At 68.3% G+C, this 19,505-nt stretch carries 15 protein-coding genes; 7 read left to right on the top strand and 8 right to left on the bottom strand.

All coding sequences use genetic code 11. The features are described from left to right. Positions 1-32: 32 nt before the first annotated feature. Both RIF65_RS11455 and RIF65_RS11450 read right to left on the bottom strand, forming a co-directional pair. Complete coding sequence (locus RIF65_RS11455; RefSeq protein ID WP_309065792.1) at positions 33-1,802, bottom strand: acetyl/propionyl/methylcrotonyl-CoA carboxylase subunit alpha; 1,770 nt, start codon at positions 1,800-1,802, stop codon at positions 33-35. A 98-nt stretch (positions 1,803-1,900) separates the two neighbouring features. Continuing rightward, positions 1,901-2,557, bottom strand: coding sequence for a Maf family protein (locus RIF65_RS11450; RefSeq protein WP_309065809.1), 657 nt, complete (start codon positions 2,555-2,557; stop codon positions 1,901-1,903). A 55-nt stretch (positions 2,558-2,612) separates the two neighbouring features. On the opposite strand from RIF65_RS11450, the gene RIF65_RS11445 reads away from it, so the two are divergent. The 4 genes from RIF65_RS11445 to RIF65_RS11430 are packed head-to-tail and all read left to right on the top strand — an operon-like array spanning position 2,613 to position 6,747. Next, positions 2,613-3,833: a class I SAM-dependent RNA methyltransferase gene (locus RIF65_RS11445; RefSeq protein ID WP_309065793.1), complete on the top strand. Its 1,221-nt coding sequence runs from the start codon at positions 2,613-2,615 to the stop codon at positions 3,831-3,833. A gap of 28 nt (positions 3,834-3,861) precedes the next feature. Continuing rightward, positions 3,862-4,524, top strand: a complete 663-nt coding sequence (locus RIF65_RS11440; protein ID WP_309065794.1) for a response regulator transcription factor — start codon at positions 3,862-3,864, stop codon at positions 4,522-4,524. Then, the gene (locus RIF65_RS11435) at positions 4,514-5,749 is read left to right on the top strand and encodes a sensor histidine kinase (protein ID WP_309065795.1); all 1,236 of its coding nucleotides are present in this window, start codon (positions 4,514-4,516) and stop codon (positions 5,747-5,749) included. The genes RIF65_RS11440 and RIF65_RS11435 overlap by 11 nt, the downstream gene beginning before the upstream one ends. Then, complete coding sequence (locus RIF65_RS11430) at positions 5,746-6,747, top strand: hypothetical protein (protein ID WP_309065796.1); 1,002 nt, start codon at positions 5,746-5,748, stop codon at positions 6,745-6,747. Before RIF65_RS11435 ends, RIF65_RS11430 begins: the two co-directional genes overlap by 4 nt. Before the next feature lie 760 nt (positions 6,748-7,507). On the opposite strand, the gene RIF65_RS11425 is transcribed toward RIF65_RS11430, so the two are convergent. Together RIF65_RS11425 and RIF65_RS11420 are read right to left on the bottom strand one after the other, a co-directional pair. Continuing rightward, positions 7,508-7,726, bottom strand: a complete 219-nt coding sequence (locus RIF65_RS11425; RefSeq protein ID WP_309065797.1) for an acyl-CoA carboxylase subunit epsilon — start codon at positions 7,724-7,726, stop codon at positions 7,508-7,510. Next, positions 7,723-9,321 (bottom strand): acyl-CoA carboxylase subunit beta, encoded by a 1,599-nt coding sequence (locus RIF65_RS11420; protein ID WP_375142178.1) that lies wholly within the window; start codon positions 9,319-9,321, stop codon positions 7,723-7,725. The genes RIF65_RS11425 and RIF65_RS11420 overlap by 4 nt, the downstream gene beginning before the upstream one ends. A gap of 238 nt (positions 9,322-9,559) precedes the next feature. Between RIF65_RS11420 and RIF65_RS15140 the strand changes: the two genes are divergently transcribed. Continuing rightward, positions 9,560-9,814, top strand: a complete 255-nt coding sequence (locus tag RIF65_RS15140) for a PIN domain-containing protein (RefSeq protein WP_375142176.1) — start codon at positions 9,560-9,562, stop codon at positions 9,812-9,814. 141 nt (positions 9,815-9,955) lie between these two features. Here RIF65_RS15140 and RIF65_RS11415 read toward each other — a convergent pair whose 3' ends face one another. The 4 genes from RIF65_RS11415 to RIF65_RS11400 all read right to left on the bottom strand — a co-directional run bounded on the left by RIF65_RS11415 (position 9,956) and on the right by RIF65_RS11400 (position 17,952). Continuing rightward, positions 9,956-10,567 (bottom strand): hypothetical protein, encoded by a 612-nt coding sequence (locus RIF65_RS11415; protein ID WP_309065799.1) that lies wholly within the window; start codon positions 10,565-10,567, stop codon positions 9,956-9,958. Positions 10,568-11,884: 1,317 nt separating this feature from the next. Beyond that, entirely contained in the window at positions 11,885-12,118 is a 234-nt protein-coding gene (locus RIF65_RS11410) for an ATP-binding protein (RefSeq protein WP_309065800.1), read from the bottom strand. Beyond that, positions 12,111-14,501, bottom strand: a complete 2,391-nt coding sequence (locus tag RIF65_RS11405; protein ID WP_309065801.1) for a site-specific DNA-methyltransferase — start codon at positions 14,499-14,501, stop codon at positions 12,111-12,113. The genes RIF65_RS11410 and RIF65_RS11405 overlap by 8 nt, the downstream gene beginning before the upstream one ends. Before the next feature lie 352 nt (positions 14,502-14,853). Beyond that, positions 14,854-17,952 (bottom strand): BPTD_3080 family restriction endonuclease, encoded by a 3,099-nt coding sequence (locus RIF65_RS11400; protein ID WP_309065802.1) that lies wholly within the window; start codon positions 17,950-17,952, stop codon positions 14,854-14,856. A gap of 119 nt (positions 17,953-18,071) precedes the next feature. Here RIF65_RS11400 and RIF65_RS11395 point away from each other — a divergent pair, with 119 nt between their 5' ends. Together RIF65_RS11395 and RIF65_RS11390 are read left to right on the top strand one after the other, a co-directional pair. Further along, positions 18,072-18,374 carry a helix-turn-helix domain-containing protein gene (locus RIF65_RS11395; RefSeq protein ID WP_309065803.1) on the top strand — a complete coding sequence of 101 codons (303 nt, stop codon included), beginning with the start codon at positions 18,072-18,074 and terminating at the stop codon, positions 18,372-18,374. Between the two features lie 251 nt (positions 18,375-18,625). Further along, the coding region (locus tag RIF65_RS11390; RefSeq protein WP_309065804.1) for a DUF222 domain-containing protein at positions 18,626-19,505 on the top strand (880 nt) is incomplete at its 3' end.

Below are 19,505 nucleotides of genomic sequence, written 5' to 3'. Positions count from 1 at the left end.
CCGATCCGGTGCGCACCCCCTCTCGCGTTCGGTCAGGAGATCGTGAGCAGCTGGTGCCCGGCGGACACTGTGGCCCCGGGTTCGGCGTTGATCGCGCCGATGACGCCGTCCTTGTGCGCCTGCAGCGGCTGCTCCATCTTCATCGCCTCGAGCACCACCACGAGGTCGCCCTTGACGACCTGCTGGCCCTCCTCGACGGCGACCTTGACGACGGTGGCCTGCATCGGCGATTTGACGGCGTCGCCTGAAGCGCCCGCGTTCGCGGTCGCCGCGTGGCTGCGCCGCGACGGCGGCACGGCGGCCGGGCGGCCGGCGGTGTTCGCGACGGGTCCGGCCACGCGGTCGGGGAGGCTCACCTCGAGCCGCTTGCCGCCGACCTCGACGACGACCGTGTGCCGGCCGGGGCCCGAGGACGGGGCCTCCAGCTCGCCGTCCCACGGCGGGATGTCGTTGACGAACTCGGTCTCGATCCAGCGGGTGTACACGCCGAACTCGCCGTTCTCGGCGGTGAACGCCGGGTCGCGGACGACCTTGCGGTGGAACGGCAGCACGGTCGGCATACCGGCGACCTCGAACTCGTCGAGGGCGCGACGCGAGCGCTCGAGTGCCTCGGCGCGGTCCTTGCCGGTGACGATGATCTTCGCCAGCAGTGAGTCGAACGCGCCCGAGACCGAGTCACCTGCGGTGACGCCGGAGTCGAGACGGATGCCGGGACCGCCGAAGGTCTTGAAGACGTGGATGGGTCCGGGCTGCGGCAGGAAGCCACGGCCGGGATCCTCGCCATTGATGCGGAACTCGATCGAGTGGCCCTGCGGCTCGGGGTCGTCGTAGTCGATGGTGCCGCCGGCGGCGATGCGGAACTGCTCGCGCACCAGGTCGATGCCGGTGACCTCCTCTGAAACCGGGTGCTCCACCTGCAGGCGGGTGTTGACCTCGAGGAACGACACGGTGCCGTCGGCGCCGATGAGGAACTCGCAGGTGCCGGCTCCGACGTAGCCGACCTCCTTGAGGATGGCCTTCGACGACTCGTACAGGGCGCGATTCTGCTCCTCGGTGAGGAACGGGGCGGGCGCCTCTTCGACCAGCTTCTGGTGGCGGCGCTGCAGTGAGCAGTCGCGGGTGGAGATCACGACGACGTTGCCGGCCGCGTCGGCCAGGCACTGGGTCTCGACGTGTCGGGGCTTGTCGAGGTACTTCTCCACGAAGCACTCGCCGCGACCGAACGCCGCGACGGCCTCGCGGGTCGCGGACTCGAACAGTTCGGCGACCTCGTCCAGCTCGCGGGCGACCTTCAGGCCGCGGCCGCCGCCGCCGTAGGCGGCCTTGATGGCGATGGGCAGGCCGTACTCCTTGGCGAACGCGACGACCTCCTCGGCGGAGTCGACGGGGCCCGGCGTGCCGGGAGCGAGCGGGGCGCCGACCTTCTCCGCGACGTGGCGGGCGGTCACCTTGTCGCCGAGGGCCTCGATGGCCTCGGGCGACGGGCCGATCCACGTCATCCCGGCGCCGATCACGGCGCGCGCGAACTCCGCGTTCTCGGCGAGGAACCCGTATCCCGGGTGCACCGCGTCCGCGCCGGAGCGGCGCGCGACGGAGAGGATCTTGTCGATCTGCAGGTAGGTCTCGGCGCTGGTCGCGCCCTCGAGGGCGTACGCCTCGTCAGCGAGTCGCGCATGCATGGCGTCGCGGTCCTGGTCGGCGTACACGGCGACGGAGCCGATCCCGGAGTCCCGGGCGGCGCGGATGATGCGTACGGCGATCTCGCCGCGGTTCGCGATGAGCACCTTGGCGATATCAGGCATGTGAGTCAGCCTAGCGAGTGCACGCGCGATCGCTTTGACGACCCTCCACAAGAATTCGCCGGATCCGTCGTCGATGGGTCACTGGGCCCGGCGTTGGGTCACTGAGCCTGTCGAAGTGCCCACAGGTCGGTCCACGCCACCCCCAGTTCGCCGGCGAGGCGCCGCAGAGTCGACAGCGACATCCCGACGACCGTGGACGGGTCGCCCTCGACGCGGGTGATGAACGGGCCGCCCAGGCTGTCGACGGTGAACGCGCCCGCGACGTGCAGCGGTTCGCCGGAGGCGACGTACGCGGCGATCTCGGCATCCGTCACGTCGTCGGCGAAGGTCACCGACGCCGCCGCCACCTCGGTCGCCTCGCGCGGCTCGGCGCCGGGGGAGAGCCGGTACACCGAGTGCCCGGAATGCAGCACGCCGGTGGCGCCGCGCATCTCCCGCCAGCGCCGGGTCGCCTCTTCGGCGGTGTACGGCTTGCCGTAGATCTGACCGGCGAGGGCGAACATCGAGTCTCCGCCGATGACGAGGCCGTCGAACGCGGGGTCCTCGGCGGCGAGACGCGTGGCCACGTCCTCCGCCTTCGCCCGCGCGAGCAGCAGCACCAGGTCCTCGGGGGCGAGCGCCCCGCCCCGCTCCTCTGCAGCGGTGGCGGCGGCGGCGTCCTCGTCGACGGCCGGCGCCATGATGAGCGGTTCGATCCCCGCCTGTCGCAGCAGCATCAGGCGGGCGGGGGAGGTGGATGCCAGGCACACGCGCATGGTGACCACGCTAGCCGCCGCGGCCGGGCGGTGAGCGATGTGGAATCCTGTGAACATGAGTTCCTCCGGCGACGACCTCCTCGATCTGGACATCACGGGCATCGCCCACGGCGGCACGGTCATCGCACGGCACGAGGGCCGGGTGGTGTTCGTCTCCGACGCGATCCCCGGCGAACGGGTCAGGGCGCGCGTCACCGAGGGCGGCGACACCCGCCGTTTCTGGCGCGCCGACACGGTGGAGGTGCTGGAGGCGTCTCCGCACCGGCAGGCCCACGTGTGGCCGGAGGCTGAGGTCACCCGCGATCCTTCCGAGCGCGCCGGCGGTGCGGACCTCGGTCACATCCGACTCGACCACCAGCGGGCGCTCAAGCGCCGGGTGCTGCAAGAGGCCCTGGACAAGTTCGCCGGCGCCGGCATCCAGGCACCCGAGGTGGAGGGCGTCGACGACAGCGACGGCACCGGGTGGCGCACCCGCGTCACGCTGCACGTGGACGACGACGGGCGGGTCGGACCGTTCGCCCCGCGCAGTCATCGGGTGGTCGAGGTCTCGTCCCACCCGCTCGCGCGGCCCGCCGTCGCTGACGCGGCGCTGCGTCTGACCGGCCGGCGCGCCGGGCGGGTGGAGCTCGTCGAGCCCGGCGACGGCCGCGTCCGCACCCTCACCCGCGCCGACGGGCGCCGCCGGCCCGCACCGGAGACGGTGTTCGAGCGGGTGGGCGAGCGGGAGTTCCGCCTCGACGCCGGCGGGTTCTGGCAGGTGCATCCGCTCGCCGCGACGACGCTGGATGCCGCGGTGCGCGACGCTCTCGCCGGGCGCGTGGATCCGGAGGCCACGCACTTCGACCTCTACGGCGGGGTGGGGCTGTTCGCCTCGACCCTGGCGGAGCAGGGGGCGACCGACATCGTCACCGTGGAGTCGGACCGGCGGGCGACCGAGTACGCCGCGCAGAACCTCGCGCGTTACGACGTGCAGGCCGTCACCGCCCGCGTGGACCGCTTCCTGCAGGCACTGCCGGACGGAACCAGGGCCGGTGCGGTCGTGCTGGACCCGCCGCGCGCCGGAGCGGGGCGCGATGTGGTCGAGGGCGTGGTCGGCCTGGACCCCGAGGCGATCGTCTACGTCGCCTGCGACCCGGTGGCGCTGGCGCGCGACCTCGGAACGTTCCGGGAACTCGGCTGGGAGGCCCCGCAGCTGCGCGCGTTCGACCTGTTCCCCCACACGCACCACTTCGAGACGGTGGCGCTGCTCAGCCGTGAACGAGGAACGTCACGATGACCCGCGCGCGGCTCACTAGGCTGTGCTCATGAGCACCGTCGCCCTCATCGACGACCACGAATCCGTGCGTCTCGGCCTCGAGGCGGCGTGCCTGCGTGACAAGGAGCAGACGGTGGTGTTCTCGGGCGCCACGGTCAAGGAGTATCTCGCGTGGCGCGCGTCGACGCGCTCGGCGCCGGTCGACGTCGTCGTGCTCGATCTCACGCTCGGCGACGGGACCACGGTGACCGAGAACGTGGCCACCCTGGTCGCGGACGGCGCGAGCGTGGTGATCCACAGCGTCGCAGACCGGCCGGCGGCCGTGCGGGAGGCCCTCGTGGCCGGGGCGGCCGGCGTGGTGAGCAAATCCTCGTCCCTCGACGACGTGCTCGACGCGATCCGCACCGTCGCCAGGGGAGAGGCCCTGAACAACGTGGAGTGGGCGAGCGCGGTCGACGGCGACCGCGAGTTCGCCGACGCCCAGCTGTCCACCCGCGAGCGGGAGGTGCTGCGCCTGTACGCCACCGGGCTGCCGCTGAAGGTCGTCGCCGAGCGGCTCGGGGTCGCCTACTCCACTGCGAAGGAGAACATCACCCGCATCCGGGTGAAGTACGTCGAGGTGGGGCGGCCGGCGCCGACCAAGGTGGATCTGTTGCGCCGTGCGATGGAGGACGGCATCGTCTCCCCCGACGGGGTGACGAGTGGCGGTTGAGCCGCGGTCGATCCGGGAGGCGTGGAGCCGGATCCCCTCGCCGGGAGTGAACGGCGGCGAGTTCGAGCGGTTCACCGGGCAGCGGATGGAGCGCATCCTCGGCATCGTCACCGCGATCGGTTCCACCGCGCTGGGCATGCAGGCGCTGCTCGCCGCGCTCACGCGCCTGCCGCGGGCGGACGCGCCCCGCATCGCGATGATGATCATGGTGTTCGTGCCGCTGCTGGCCATGATCGTCGCCTGCGTGAGCGGACGGTGGGCGCGGCAGGCCGCGGGCACCTTCGCCGTCGCCTACGTGCTGGCGCTGCTGCTGTGGCCGTTCGTCGTCAACCCGGCGGTGCGCATGCCGGCGACGCAGCCGTGGATCTTCTTCCTGGTCAACGTGGGCGTGGCGGCAGCGATGATCGCCTTCCCGGTGCCGCTGCAGTTCGCCTGGGCGGCCGCGGTGCCGTTCGTGTACGGCTACGTGCGGCTGGTGCAGGGCGGCTTCGAGCAGAGCTACTGGATCACCACGGCGTTCGACGTGTCGTTCACCCTGATCCTGGGCATGGTGATCGTCACGCTCGCGTGGATGTTCCGCGAGGTTGCCCGCGGCGTCGACGAGGTGCGCTCACGCGCCGTCACCGCCTACGCGGACGCCGCCGCGGCGACGGCCGCCGAGGAGGAGCGCGTGTCGGTCGCCGCGCTCATGCACGACAGCGTCCTCGCGGCACTGATCGCCGCCGAGCGGGCGGAGAGCGAACGCGAGCGCGCGCTCGCCGCCGGTATGGCGCGAGAGGCGCTCACCCGGCTCGCGAACACCGAGGCGTCGGTGTCGCAGGAGGGCAACGAGGAGCCCATCGCCGGACCGCAGATCGTCGCCGAACTGCGCCGAGCGCTCTCCGAGCTCGGGGCGGATGCCGTGGTCGAGGAGCGCGGGGTGCCCGCGGCGATCCCGGAACGAGTGGCGCGTGCGCTCGTGCTGGCTGCGAGGCAGGCGATCGGGAACGCGCTCACCCACGCGGGCGGGCGTGGCCTGCACGTGGTCGTCGAATCGGATCGACCGGACGCCATGCGAGTCACCGTGGTCGACAACGGCCCCGGGTTCGACGTCGACGCGATCGGCGCCGACCGGCTCGGCATCCGGGCCTCCATCGTCGCCCGGATGGCCGCGATCGCCGGGACGGCTGACATCCGCTCCGGCGAGGCGGGAACGACCGTGATCCTCGGCTGGCAGCCGTCATGAGACGCACCGTCCGCAGCATGGCCACGGCGCTCGCGCTGGGGTTCGCCGTGTACTTCGCTGCGCGGGCGGTGTGGTGGACCGTGCAACCCACCGCGCCGTGGCTGATGGTGGCGGCCATCGCGATCTACCTGGGTGCGGTGCTCACCGTCGTCCTCGTGGAGCAGGCGGCGAATGTGCGGATGCCGTTCTGGGCGGCGATCCTGGCTCTGATCGCGGCGCTCTTCGTCCCTCCGCTGGTGAGCATCTCCCTGGAGCCGGCCGTGCGGACCGCGCCGTTCGCGACCTGGTACATCGGCGCGATCGGTGTGCTGGGCGTCGTCTGCGTGGTGCGCCGTCGGCCCGTGTTCGGATGGGCGATCCTCGCGCTGCTGATCGTCTCGGCGTCCGCGTACCTGGGCGTGGGTGAGGCATTCACGTTCGGCCTGGTCGGCTCGATCACCTGGATGGTGCTGGCGCAGCTGCTGGTGTTCTTCTGGGGGAGGGCGGTGCGCGACACCGAACGGCTCGCCGACATCCAGCAGGCCGTGTCCGCGTGGCACGCCACGCAGCTGGTCCGCCAGCGGGAGCGGCGGTTGCGAGCCCAGCTCGCGTTGGAGGTCGCCGGGCCCGTGCTCGGCCGGACGGTCGCCACGCAGGGCAGGCTGACACCGGAGGAGCGGCTGGAGGCGCGGCTCGCCGAGGGGCGGCTGCGTGATGAGCTGCGTGGCGCCAGCCTGCTGAACGACGCGGTGCGCGAAGCCATTCAGGACGCCCGGCGTCGCGGCGTCGTCGTGACCGTGTTCGACGAGGGCGGGCTCGACGGGGTGGACGAGGCGCGGCGGGCCGAGATCCGGGACGAGCTGGCGGCGGTGCTGGCCGAGGTGCGCTCGGAGCGGGTCATCATCCGCGCGGGACGAGACGACGTGGTGGCAGTGACCGTGGTGGGGCGGGCGGCCGGTGCGCATGACGAGGACGGCGTCGACCTGTGGCACGAGATCCCGCGGATGCCGGGAAGCTGAGCCGTTCGGCGGGATCCGGCGGAGCCGGGGAGATGGGCGAGGGGCGGCGAAGCCGCCCGCCCCTCGCCAGTGCGGAACAGCTACCCGAAAACTGTCCGCGGGGGGCGGTGCTGCGTCTGCATACCCTGGAGCAGAGCAGCCGCCTAACGCGAAGCGTTGACACCAGTCTTCCGGCTGGCAAGGGGCCTGTCTGTAGGTATTTCGGGGGACAAAACCGCTCCTTCGGAGGACAGAACCGGCCCATTCGGGGGACAGAACCGGTCTGCTCGCGCGACGAGTCGTTCGAATGGGGACGATCATGCGGCGCCGGGGCGGAAGCCGGGCAGCAGCCAGGCGGCGAGTGCGAGCACGGCGAACGCGGCGACGCAGCACAGCATCCCGGTTCCGCCATCGGCGTGATCGAGGATTGCGCCGATGGCGTACGCGGAATGCAGCGGCAGGATGCAGACGGTGGCGGCGGTGCCGACCAGCGCGCCGGCCTGCTGTGTCGAGTCGAGGCGCGCGCAGTCCGCCGACGGAGCGCAGCATCAGCCCGAGCACCGCGGACTCGGCGTAGGAGGCGGCGTTGAACGCGAAAGGGAGCGCGGGCAGGATGCCCGTACAGCCCGCCACCCAAGGCCGGGCCGATCAGGCCGGCGATGGCGTTGCGGGACTGCATCCGTCCCACCGCCAGCGCGCGCTGGTCCTCGTCCACCAGTGCGCCGACCACAATGGCGCGGGTGATGTCGCACACCAGCACGGCGCGCCGGCAGCGTGCATGTCAGCCCGAGAAGCGTCCCCAGGGGATGTCGCGGCGCAGCGGACGGCGGAGACCGCGCTGCGTGCGCTGCCACGCGGACACCCGCGGCTCTTCCGCCACGGCGTCCTCCGCCTCGCGCGTGTACGCGTCGCCGACGACCGCGATGAGGGCAGCCAGCTCCTCCTCAGTGGGGTTGCCGCGGACGATCTCGATGCGCGGCGGCTCCTGCTGCTCGCTCACAGCGGGATGTTCCCGTGCTTCTTCGGAGGCAGCTCTGCGCGCTTGCCGCGAAGGGCGCGCAGCGCCTTCGCGACGGCGACGCGCGTCGTGGCGGGTTCGATCACGCCGTCGATCTCGCCGCGCTCGGCGGCCAGGAAGGGCGAGGTCACGCTGTACGTGTACTCGTTGGCGAGGCGGGTGCGGACGGCGGCGACGTCCTCACCGGCCTCCTCCGCGCGCTTGATCTCGTTGCGGTAGAGGATGTTCACCGCACCCTGGCCGCCCATGACAGCGATCTCGGCAGTGGGCCAGGCGAGGTTCACGTCGGCGCCGAGCTGCTTGGAGCCCATCACGATGTAGGCACCGCCGTACGCCTTGCGGAGGATGACGGTGACCAGCGGCACCGTGGCCTCGGCGTAGGCGTAGATGAGCTTGGCGCCGCGGCGGATCACGCCGGTCCACTCCTGGTCGGTGCCCGGGAGGTAGCCGGGCACATCGACGAGCGTGACGATCGGGATGGAGAAGGCGTCGCAGAATCGGACGAAGCGGCTCGCCTTCTCGCCGGCCTCGATGTTGAGGGTCCCCGCCATCTGGGACGGCTGGTTGGCGATGATGCCGACCGAGCGGCCCTCGACGCGGCCGAAGCCGATGACGATGTTGGGGGCGAACAGGGGCTGGACCTCGAGGAAGTCGCCCTCGTCCACGACATGCTGGATGACGGTGTGGATGTCGTAGGGCTGGTTGGGGGAGTCCGGGATGATGGCGTTGAGGGTGCGATCGGCATCCGTCGTCTCGAACTCGAAGGCCGACTCGTACGTCGGCAGCTCGGCCATGTTGTTGTCGGGGAGGAAGCTCAGCAGCGTCCTGGCGTAGTCGATCGCGTCGTCCTCGTCCTCGGCGAGGTAGTGCGCAACCCCCGAGCGGGTGTTGTGGGTGTAGGCGCCGCCCAGCTCCTCCATGCCGACGTCCTCGCCGGTGACGGTCTTGATGACGTCGGGGCCGGTGACGAACATCTGGCTGGTCTTGTCGACCATGATCACGAAGTCGGTGAGGGCGGGGCCGTAGACGGCGCCGCCGGCGGCCGGGCCCATGATGATCGAGATCTGTGGGATCACACCCGACGAGCGGGTGTTCAGCCGGAAGATCTCGCCGTACTTGCTCAGCGCGAGCACGCCCTCCTGGATGCGCGCGCCGCCGGAGTCGAGGACGCCGACGATCGGCATCCCGTTGGTGAGGGCGAACTCCATGATCTTGATGATCTTGTCGCCGGCCACCTCGCCGAGCGAACCGCCGAAGGTGGTGAAGTCCTGCGAGTACACAGCCACGGTGCGGCCGTGGATCGTGCCGACGCCGGTGACCACGGAGTCGCCGTACGGGCGGTTCTTGTCCATGCCGAACGCCGTGGTGCGGTGACGGACGTACTCGTCGAACTCGACGAAGCTGCCGTTGTCGACGAGCAGCTCGATGCGCTCCCGGGCGGTCATCTTGCCCTTGGCGTGCTGCTTCTGCTTGGCGATCTTCTCGGGCTCGACGACGGCTTCGTTGAAGCGCGCGCGAAGGTCCGCGATCTTGGCGGCCGTGGTCGAGAGGTCAGGGGTGTCCGTCACGGAATCCACACTAGCGCCGGGGTGCGCCGAGCCGTTGGATGCTCGGCACAACGGGTCTGCGGATGGTTTGGCGGATACCGCCGGGTCAGCCGTGCTTCCAGTCGCGAGTACTGATGCCGCCGACCTACCTGGACACGTCCGCCGCGATGAAGCTACTTTTCCGCGAACAGGAATCGGGCGCGCTGAAGGCTCACCTGGCACGGCGAGGTGAGGAGCCGCTCGTGTCCTCCTGGCTGCTCCACACGGAGTGCATTGCGCTGCCGGACGCCGTGGTGTCGTACCCGCACAGAAGCTGTCGATCGTGCTGTCGTTCGTAGATGTGGTGGACATCACCCGAGGGGATCTGCTCGCGGCCGGGTCGCATGCGCCGCTTAGGGCGCAGGATGCTATTCACCTCGCGGTCGCACTCCGTCTCGGCGTCGACGAGATGATGACGTATGACCTCGAACTTTCAAGGGCCGCGATTCGGGTTGGTTTGCGGTTTGTTTCGCCGGGCGCGTAGAGGGAAACATCCGTGACTTCGGCCCGCTGCGCGCCCAGGCGCTCGCCGCCGTAACGCCTGTAGCTGCGCTGCTTCTCGCGCCTCCGCGGCGCTGCCCGCGAGGGTGCGGTGGCCGAGGGTGCTCGAATGCTGCTCCAAGACTTATTCGGTCGGCCGGGGCGCGGCGCTCAGTGCCTCCAACTCATTCATCAGGCGCGCGATATCCGGCGGGATATCTGCTCCCGCAACGGCGGCGCGTAGGTTGTCGGGGGTGAAATCCGCTCGGTATCTCAGCTCCAACCAGTGCTTGAAGTCCTTTGGCGTGTTCGATCTGGGCGTTTCTCGAGCCTCGCGATGTTGGTCTCTCAGTTCGGTCCAGCTCGCGGCTCCCGCGACGAAGTTCTCAACGGGCAGATACTCGACAATGTCCGCACGCTCGAGGCCTGTCGGTCGGATCCGTCCGTCCAGACCCCTTTCGAGCGCACGCGTCAACCAACTCCGCACATAGTCGGCTTCGGGCGTCTCCTTCCCGATGCCGTCCACGACGATGTCGATGGCGGCTTGGAGCTCTCCTTGAGCCGCAGCCTCCTGGGCTTGCTGCCAGGTGGACTGGACCGCCTCGACGCGTTGGTTGTCCAACAACGCGACGAGATGCGCTCTCGTGTGGGAGAAGAGGACCTGGCTGTCGAGCGTGGAAGCCAGCTTGCGCCCTCCGGCCATAGCCAGAACCATGACGCGGGCCGCACGGAGTCGGGTGCCGACGAATGCGTCCAACACGGCCGCGTCGTGAGCGCCTTCGACGAGAAGGATAACGGGGCCACCTCAGCAGATCACTCGGGGCGAGACCGAGCCGATTCAGCGAGTCGCGATCCGCCAGATCGAGGGTCTGCACGAGCGATCTGCCAGGAAGCATGCCGCCTCCACGCTGAACCTCGATGACATGCGCGGCTGGGGTGTCGAGCAGCTCTGGGGAATGGGTCGCAGTGATGATGATCTGACGAGGATCTTCCGCGAGCGAAACCAGGGATCCGGCCATCTGGGATTCAGCCGCCCGATGCAGGGCGGCCTCCGGTTCGTCGATCATAGTGATGATCGGGCGGAGGGCAGTCGTTGATTGAGTGAGCTCTCGGCGATGCCAGTACAGCGCGTGGTTGATCGCACGCGTGGCCCACTGCTGCTCCGCTCGTGACAGGTCCTCCAAGCTCAATCTTGCAGGACCGAACGCCCACTCCACCCCCGGGCGCGCGAAGCGTATGGCGGGAGGGTTCACTGCGAGCAGAACCTCGGGCGCGTCGGGCAGCATCTTCGCCAGGTAGTCGTTCGCGAGATCGCTCAACTCCGTGGCCGAGCTCGACACCCATGACTCGATGGACTCGCTCACCGCGTCGGATGCCGGATCCCCGGGTTTGCGTCGGCGGCCCCCGTCGGTGCGAAATGCTTCGGCGAGTGCAGCCAACGGTTCGACGTCGGCCGTGTACAGGCCGCGCTCAAGAGCGTCGGCGATCTGAGAGACATATTGCAAGGTCGCAGCTCGGGGATCCTGGTCAAGATCCACGACGTCGACCCCGAAGTCGATGGCACCGGTGAGTTCGTGGCCCCGAAGGTCTTCGGCAACAACGCTGAACACGGCGTATGGGGCGAACCCGGTCGGCATGACGCGCCGCGCCCGGCGTCGGGCTCCCGGCCACATGCCATCAGGAGGAAACAAGGCTCGCGGTGCGACCAGTTCTTGCCACTCGTCGAACGCATCAGACCACTCGTCGTTGTCATCCGGGGCGTTCTCCCTGAACTCACGCAACTGTTGCGCGAGTTCGGCTTCTACGCGCCGAGCGGCGGGGCGTGACAAGTCGGCTACTGCAAGTGCGTCCCAGCTCGGGTGTGCCGGGGTACCCGTTGGCATCAGCAGGAAGAGCCGCGATTCCAGCAACTCTTCCGTGAGGTCAGGGTCCTCATCGCCTGCGAGGTCCCGAATGAAATCCTCCACGATCGTGGACGACTCGGCGGGCGTCAGTTCGCGCTCATGGCTGGCTTCTCCGGGCTCCCCGATCCCGTATCCGGAGGCCGTTGATTGCATGGCTTGCGCGAGTGCGATCACTGCTCGGTGGAGCTGGAGGGCTCGGCGCGCACGATCATTCCGATCTCGATGTCGTCACGGACACCGAGCAGAGCCGCGCGAACGCCACGTATAAGCCTCGTCTTGCCGGCACCATTCAGGCCGTACAGCACGGTGAGTCCCTGGCGGAGTGGTAGGAACTCGCCTTCCAAGAGGGGGTCGCCGGTGAGTTCGAAGCCGAGGATGGGCGTCGGAAGGCCGTGTTCAAGCAACGTCGTAGACCTTCATCACCTCGTCGCCGTAGTCGTTGATGACCTTGATGGCGATCTTGCCGGTCGAGGGGCGGGGGAATGGCATGGAGACCGTCCGGTGGAGCTGCTCCCAGGCATCCGCGTCGATGTCGGCCTTGAGCGCGACCTTGAGCTTCTTCATCGGGTCGTTGCCGCCGGTGAAATAGCAATGGCGGACGAAGAACGACTCCTCGTTGTAGTCGGTGTCGATCATCCACAGCGCGACTTGCGAGGTGTCGGATGCTCGCACCTCGCCCTTGACGGCGTCGTAGACGTCCACGCCGTGAAGCTCGACTTCGTAGCGGTCGTCAGATGTCTGACGGATCTCGACATCCGGTTCGCCGAACACGGTGAACAGGTTCCCCGCGCCGGTCTTCTTCAGTGCGTCGCCCATAAGGAGCTCCGCGTTCATACGGACGATCAGCACCTTGAGTTTGCCGAGCTTGCGCTCGCCCGCGACGCTGGCGAAGCCATCGTCGCTGTTCTCCAGCTCGACGCCGTCGACCTCAGTGATGCCCGAGACGTTGGGGTCGAAGGAGAATCCGAGTACGCACAGCATGTCGACGTCGGCGTCCTTCAGCGCTTCCCGAGCTGCGTTGCGGACGAATGCGGCGCTGACGGTGCCGTACTCGGGTCCGACCGCGATCGCGACGTGCGACGGGGCATCGGATGCCGCGTCGCCCGCGTCGTCCCGACGGCGCTCGGCGATCGCCTGCACATGGGTCCCTGCGTGTTCGGCGAGCGCGGCGAACTCGATGCGCTCGTTCTTGCGCCCGTTCTGGATGCCGGAGGAGCGCAGGTTCTCGAGGATCGTCTGGACGTAGTCGGCGCCCATGGCGTCGGCCGCCCCGGCCTTCTCGCTGCGGGAGGCGTTCTCGTCGCTCTGGTCGACCGAGCGGTACGGCGAGAGGCTCTCGACTGTGAACGGTCCGGTCACGCGAACGCGCTTCTTGTCTTCATACGGCTTGTCGTAGAGCAGTTCGAAGTCCGCGTGCTTCTTGATGGCGGCGTCGATCTGTTCGCGTGTCATACCCTCGCGGATGTCGGGGTTGTTCGCGATCGACTTCAGCGTGATGTGCTGCACGCGCTCGTAAACGAACCCCTGGCGGATGTCGCCCTTCGTCTCGGCCGGCGGTAGCGGCCTGCCCGAGACCTGGGCTTCCTTCTGGCGGCCCTCAGGGGAGTCTGCCAGCAGGTAGTACGGGTAGCGACCGCCCATCAAGCGTTGGCGTGCCAGTGCGAGAGCGACGCGCGACGTGTCGATCGTGATCCAGCGGCGGCCCCACTGCTCCGCGACGTACGCCGTCGTGCCGGAGCCGCAGGTCGGGTCGAGGACGAGGTCGCCGGGATCGGTAGTCATGAGCATGCAACGTTCAATGACCTTCACGTTGGTCTGCACGACGTACAACTTGTCGGCTGCAAACCCCGCTGTTCCCGTATCTGTCCACGCGTTCGTGTGTGTCTGGACAGGAAAGTCATCGGCATATCGGACATAACGCAACGAATTGCCGACGATCTCGATTCGGTTCGCGTGCGCGAGCCGAGCCATCCCATGCGGATAGTTCGGTTTCCAGTGACTGGCCGCACCAGGCAGGAACGTGCGTCCCTGATACTCGAACGGTTGGGGCGCCGAGGCGGCTCCTTGAGATTGGAGGTCCCCAGTCGTGAACGGTCGCCCAAGCTCGGTCGTTTCGCCCGCGGTCTTCGCCGCCACGATGGCCATCGAATGGCGGGAACCGTCAGGAAGTTCTATCCGGGTGTATCCCTCGCGATCTGTCGTGCGACGAAACAGCCGCTGCGTCTTCAAGACGCCGAGTTCCCGCGCGTACCAGAGGAGATAGTCGCCCGTCCTTCCGAGCGCTGTCGTCTGCGCAAACCCGCTTGTGGTGGTGAAGCTGATCTGGCTGACGAAATTTTCGGCCCCGAATACCTCATCCATTACTGCCCGCACCCGGTGCACGTTCTCGTCGCCGATCTGCACGAACACCGATCCCGATTCGGTCAGCAGATCCCGTGCCGCGACGAGCCGGTCACGCAGATAGGAGAGGTACGTGTGGATGCCGTCTTTCCACGTGTCGCGGAAGGCCTTGATCTGCTCCACCTCACGTGCGGCATCCTTGCCGTCTTTCACGTCGCGCTTGCGCGCCGAGACCTGCCAGTTGGAGTTGAACTTGATGCCGTACGGCGGATCGATGTAGATCATCTGCACCTTGCCGCGCAGGCCTTCACGCTCGGCGAGCGAACCCATCACCTGCAGCGAGTCGCCGAGGATCATCCGGTTCGACCACTTCGCGTCGTGCTGGTAGTACTCGATCTGCTGCAGCTCATCCAGCTCGCCGTCGAAGTCACCGAAGATGTCGAGCATCTCGGGAGCCGGCGTTTCGTCTCGCTCCGCTCGCTCAACGACCGAACGGCGGAGGTTCTCGACGAGCACACGGGGGTCGATCTTCTCCTGGATGTACAGCGGTGGCGCCTCGACGATGAGATCGTCCTCGTCCTGCTGATCCTTGCCGTACCAGACCAGCTGAGGGTCCAACGATTCGTTCCGCGCGGCGCGCTCGGCGGCGAACCCGGCGAACCGGGCGTACTCCACCGGTTCCCGTGCCAGACTTTCGGGATCCGTCCAGCGCTCCGCGCCATCGGCCGTGGGGATGTTCGGGCGTGAGGCGCTGTCATGGATGATGGCGTCGACCGGGGTCGGTCCGGACGGGGCGGGCTTACGAGCCATGGGCATCCTCCGTGAATCGCACGCGCCGTGCGGGCGTGAAGCTGAGGCGTTCGTAGTCGCCGATGATCGCGTCGTCGTCGTACAGCGAATCGATGGCCTGCTGCAGTGTCTGCTTCAGGTCGAACATCGTGCTGATCTCGATGTACCCCCAGCGGCCGAAACCGCCGTGGTTGTTGACCGCCGTACACCAGGTGTTCTTCGCGGTCATCGCTTTCAAGTGGGTCGACCCCGGGGAGTGGCTGCGCTTCTGCCCACCGGAGACCTCGACGATGAGCGTCCGCTCCAGGTGGTCCGGGTCCTCCGGGTGCGGCACGAGGCGGAGCAGGAAGTCAGGCACGTAGCGGTGGGTGCGCCCTTCGTACGTGTAGGGGACGTCGAATCCGAGCCGGTCGTTCTTCACGTACGACATCACGTTCGGGTTGAGCTCGCACTCGTAGGCGAGCAGGTTCTCCCAGGTGTTGCCGTCCTTGCCGTCGAGTGTGACGTGGCTGACCTCGCTCTTCGTCGTCTCGTAGACGCGCTTGCGCGTGACGAACCGGATGCCGCTGGTGTCGCCGACAGGGGCGGAGCGGTCGAGGATCGGCTGCAGCGACTCCGGTCGGAAGTTCACGAACGCAATGCCTCCGTGGATGGCATCCGCTGCGCGCTGCAGTCCGATCGTCGACCGCAGCAGGTGCCACGGCTCGTACCCGTCGGCGTACTCGACATGGTCGTCGAGCCACGTCTTGGTGATCTCGAGAAGGCGAGGGAAGAGCCACGGCCGCGGCTCCGCCCCTTCCTGCGTGTACTTCGACCGCATCAGCCGGTCGGCGAGCGTGAACGCAACCCGGGCGCGGCGGCGGTCGCCGACCTGGAACTGGTCGGTCTCCGTCTCCCCGACGACGCCGGCGACCTCCGTCCGCGTCGGCACGGTGTCGGGGCCTACGCGGAACGGGTCGGCCCCCGACGGGTCGTAGATGAGTTCCTCGTCCGGCATCTCAATGCGGTAGCCGACGAGACGAGGGAACTCGATCCGCAGGTGCTCCCGCCCAGGAACACTGCCGACCTCGATGGCGGGAGGTGCCGGAAGCGGATCGGTCGCGCTCCGTTCGCCGGGGATGAAGGCGAACGGGATGCCGTAGACGTTCGCGTACTCCGGCTCGAAGCGGCCCTGTTCGTTCAGCGCCCAGCTGCGGCGTCGCAGGCCACGCCCGATCACCTGCTCGCAGAGGAGCTGCGAGCTGAAGGCGCGCACTCCGAGGATGTGCGTCACGGTATTGGCATCCCAGCCCTCGGTGAGCATTCCGACGCTGACGACGCACCGGATCGGCTCGCCCAGCATCCTCCGCTTGCCAACGGTGTTCATGACTTCGCGGAGGAGGTCCTGGTCGGTGAGCGAGTCGGAGTCGGCTCCGGGATGCCGGCGACGCCAGTCCTCCTTGAACTTCTCGATCTCGGGGGCTGCGGCCTGGAGGAAGTCCTTGGGCAGGGGCTCGCCGGATTCGAGTGCGGCGGAGTCGATGAGCAGCGTGCGCGGACGGCCGCGCCACTCTCCGTTCTCGACGTTGTCGAAGAGCGAGAACTTGCCCGGGCGGAGGACGGTTTCGCCGCCGATCTCAACCTCGTGCCCGGAGATCCACTCGGCGACCAGGCGTGAGACGACCGTGTTGTTGCAGACCACGATCATCACCGGCGGTGGTTCACCGTGGTCGCGGAGATGCGTCTCCCAGTGAGAGAACTCCTTCTCATAGCTGCGGTAGAGACTCTGCAGGGCTGCTTCGAGTTCCGCTGGCGGGAGCCAGCCGTCGCTGGTGATCGTGGCCGACGAGGCTCGCTTGGGAAGTGACTTGCCGACGTATGTCCACAGATTGCGGTAGGTCGTGTCCTCCCCTTCCGCATCATCGTCGACAGGGAGTCGCGGGATTTTGACGATCCCGGACTCGATGGCATCCATCAGGGAGAAGTCGCTGACGGTCCAGGGGAAGATGTACCCCTCGTTCCACCCGGAGCCACCGAGATAGAACGGTGTCGCCGACACATCCAAGATCTGCTTGACGCCGAATCCCTTGGTCTGTGCGATCGCCTGCAGCCCACGGAACCATACCCGGGCATCGCGGTTCCGCTCGTCGTCCTCGCGTGACAGCTTCACCGTCTGCATCGGCCGACTCTGATAGCAATGATGTGCTTCATCGTTGAGGACGACGATCTCGCCGGGCGCCGCGCCCAGATCGCGCAGTACCCGGCTGACGATCTCAGGCGGCGACTCCTGATACCGGTCGGGATCACCGGGGGAGAGGAGATTGCGGGTCGCCTTCGAGACGCCGTCGAACTCCTTGCGAAGGCGCGGCAGGAACTGGTGGTAATTCGCGATGACGATCCGCGCCTCATTCAGCCGTCCGCGGAGGTCGGACGGAACCAGCTCGCGCTCGTCGTAGTAGTTGTCGTCCTCATTGGGAAGAAGGACGCGCAGGCGGTCGCGGATGGTGATGCCGGGGGCGACGAGCAGGAACTTGCTCGTGAATCGCACGTCGCGAGGCGCATGGAGCTTGTTGAGGGTCTGCCAGGCGATGAGCATCGCCATCAGGACCGTCTTGCCGGTGCCCGTCGCCATCTTCATCGCGATCCGGGGCAGGCCTGAGTTGTGCTCATCGTTGGCGGCACGGAGCGTCGGTCGCCAGTCGGTGTATCCGCGCCTGCCGGACACCTCAGTCAGAAAGATCGCAGTCTCGGCCGCCTCGCGCTGGCAGAACAAGGTGCGATTCTCACGCTCGGGATCGGCCCAGTGGAGAAGCAGATTCCGCGTGATCGGTGTGACGCCGTCGTAGCCGCGACCGCGCCAGAGTTCCACATCGCGGCGAAGACCGTTGATCGTCGAGTTCGCTTCGCGCCGCTCGCCGGTCATGTCGAGGTTGAGCTCGAGCTGGGTCTCCGCGGCACGGCCGCGGCCCTTGCGCTCTTGGGGGATCGGGATGAACGACTCGCTCGGTCTGCGTCCCGGAACGATCTCGCCGGTGGGGCCATCCGGGCCGAGGGCGAAGTGCTGCTCGGGAGGGTCGTACGGTCCGTTCAGGATCGGATTCAGGAGCGCATCGGCTGGCGACTCGGGCACGACACATTCCCCCCTCCGAAGCCTGCGCGACGCAGTCAGGCGTGCATTGACCACTATGGCATATAAGCCCATGCATATATGCGCGCGGATATGACCCATGGCGCCGGGATGCTTGTCGCATGGAATCCGCCCGCTCCCGAGCGTCCGAGCACGTCGGAAGGCTTGTTCGGGAACTGAGGGCGAAGAGTTCGGTGAGTCGGGCGAAGCTCGCCGAACGGGCGGACATGGATGTGTCGCATCTCGCTCGAATCGAGGGAGGCAAGGGCAATCCGACGCTGTTCGTGCTGATCCAGCTGGCCACTGCCCTCGAAGTCGAGCCAGAGCGTTTCGTGCGTGGGCTGACAGCGAAGGATCTGCCCGAGAACATCAAGCCGTATTCAGAGGCGGACTTCCGCAGGGAGCTGCGCAGGCGCGGCGGCTGAGTTCCGGTGCACGCACTCCCCGGTCATTTGAGTGCATGTTCCCCGGTCGTTGAGCGATCGCAGCGAGACGAAACGTCGTGACCGGCGAGGCGGGCGGAAGCCGCTTCTGCCTCATGCGGGTGGTCGTCCAACGCCCCGTATGTGGCGCCCGTCGCGCCCGCCGGTCATCGTTATCTCTTCGTGACCTGGGTGCCCTGTTTCGGGCCGGGATCTGGGGTTCGAATGTCGGTGGCCCGTCTCATACTGGGGTGATGAGGGCGCTGTTGGATGTGTCTGCGGAGCAGGTGGCCACGCTGGATCAGCTGGTCGACCTGGCGCAGGATCTGGAGCGCTCCCTGTCCACGTTGCAGGCGGCCCGGGATGGGGTGCTCGCTCTGGCGTCGCGGTGGGCGTTGTCGGTGGCGGGGGATGCGGATGAGGCGGACGTGTCGGTGCGGGCGGTCGCTGCTGAGCTGGGGGCGGCGTTGCGGGTCACGGACCGGACGGTGCAGCGCCGGATGGCGGAGGCGTCGGAGCGGGTGGAGCGGTTCCCGCTGGTGTGGCAGGCGCAGGGCGCGGGGCGGATCACGGCCGGGCACGCCCGGGTGATCGTGGATGCCGGCGCCCACCTGGACGACCCGACCGTACGGGACGCGTACAGTGCGCGGGTGGTGGAGGTGGCGGAGCGGGAGTCCCCGAACCGGGTGCGCGGGGTCGCGGCGCGGATGGCGGAGCAGTACCAGCCCCGTCCGCTCGAGGACCGGCATCGGGATGCGCGGGAGAAGCGGTCGGCGTGGGTGAAGGATGCTGCGGACGGGATGGCGGAGTTCGGGGTGTTGGGTCCCGCCGCGCTCATCCACGGCGCGTTCGACCGACTCACCACCATGGCGAAGGCTCTCACCGACCCCGACCCCGCCCCTGCCGCCACGGCGGGATCGGGGGAGGCGTTCGGGCCCGCCGCCACCCGAACCACCACCGCCGAACCTGCGCCGGACACCCGCACGCTCTCGCAGAAGCGTGCGGACCTGGCGCTGGATGTGTTGTTGACGGGGGCGCCAGTCGGGCATGACACCCCGGACGGCCGGTTGGCGGGGATCGTTGCGCAGGTGAGTGTCACGATCCCGGTGACCACCCTGATGGGCGCCGGCGGGG

Source organism: Microbacterium sp. (assembly GCF_031180975.1).
In the GTDB taxonomy this organism is placed as follows: domain Bacteria; phylum Actinomycetota; class Actinomycetes; order Actinomycetales; family Microbacteriaceae; genus Microbacterium.
This window is presented reverse-complemented; position numbering and strand designations above follow the sequence as displayed.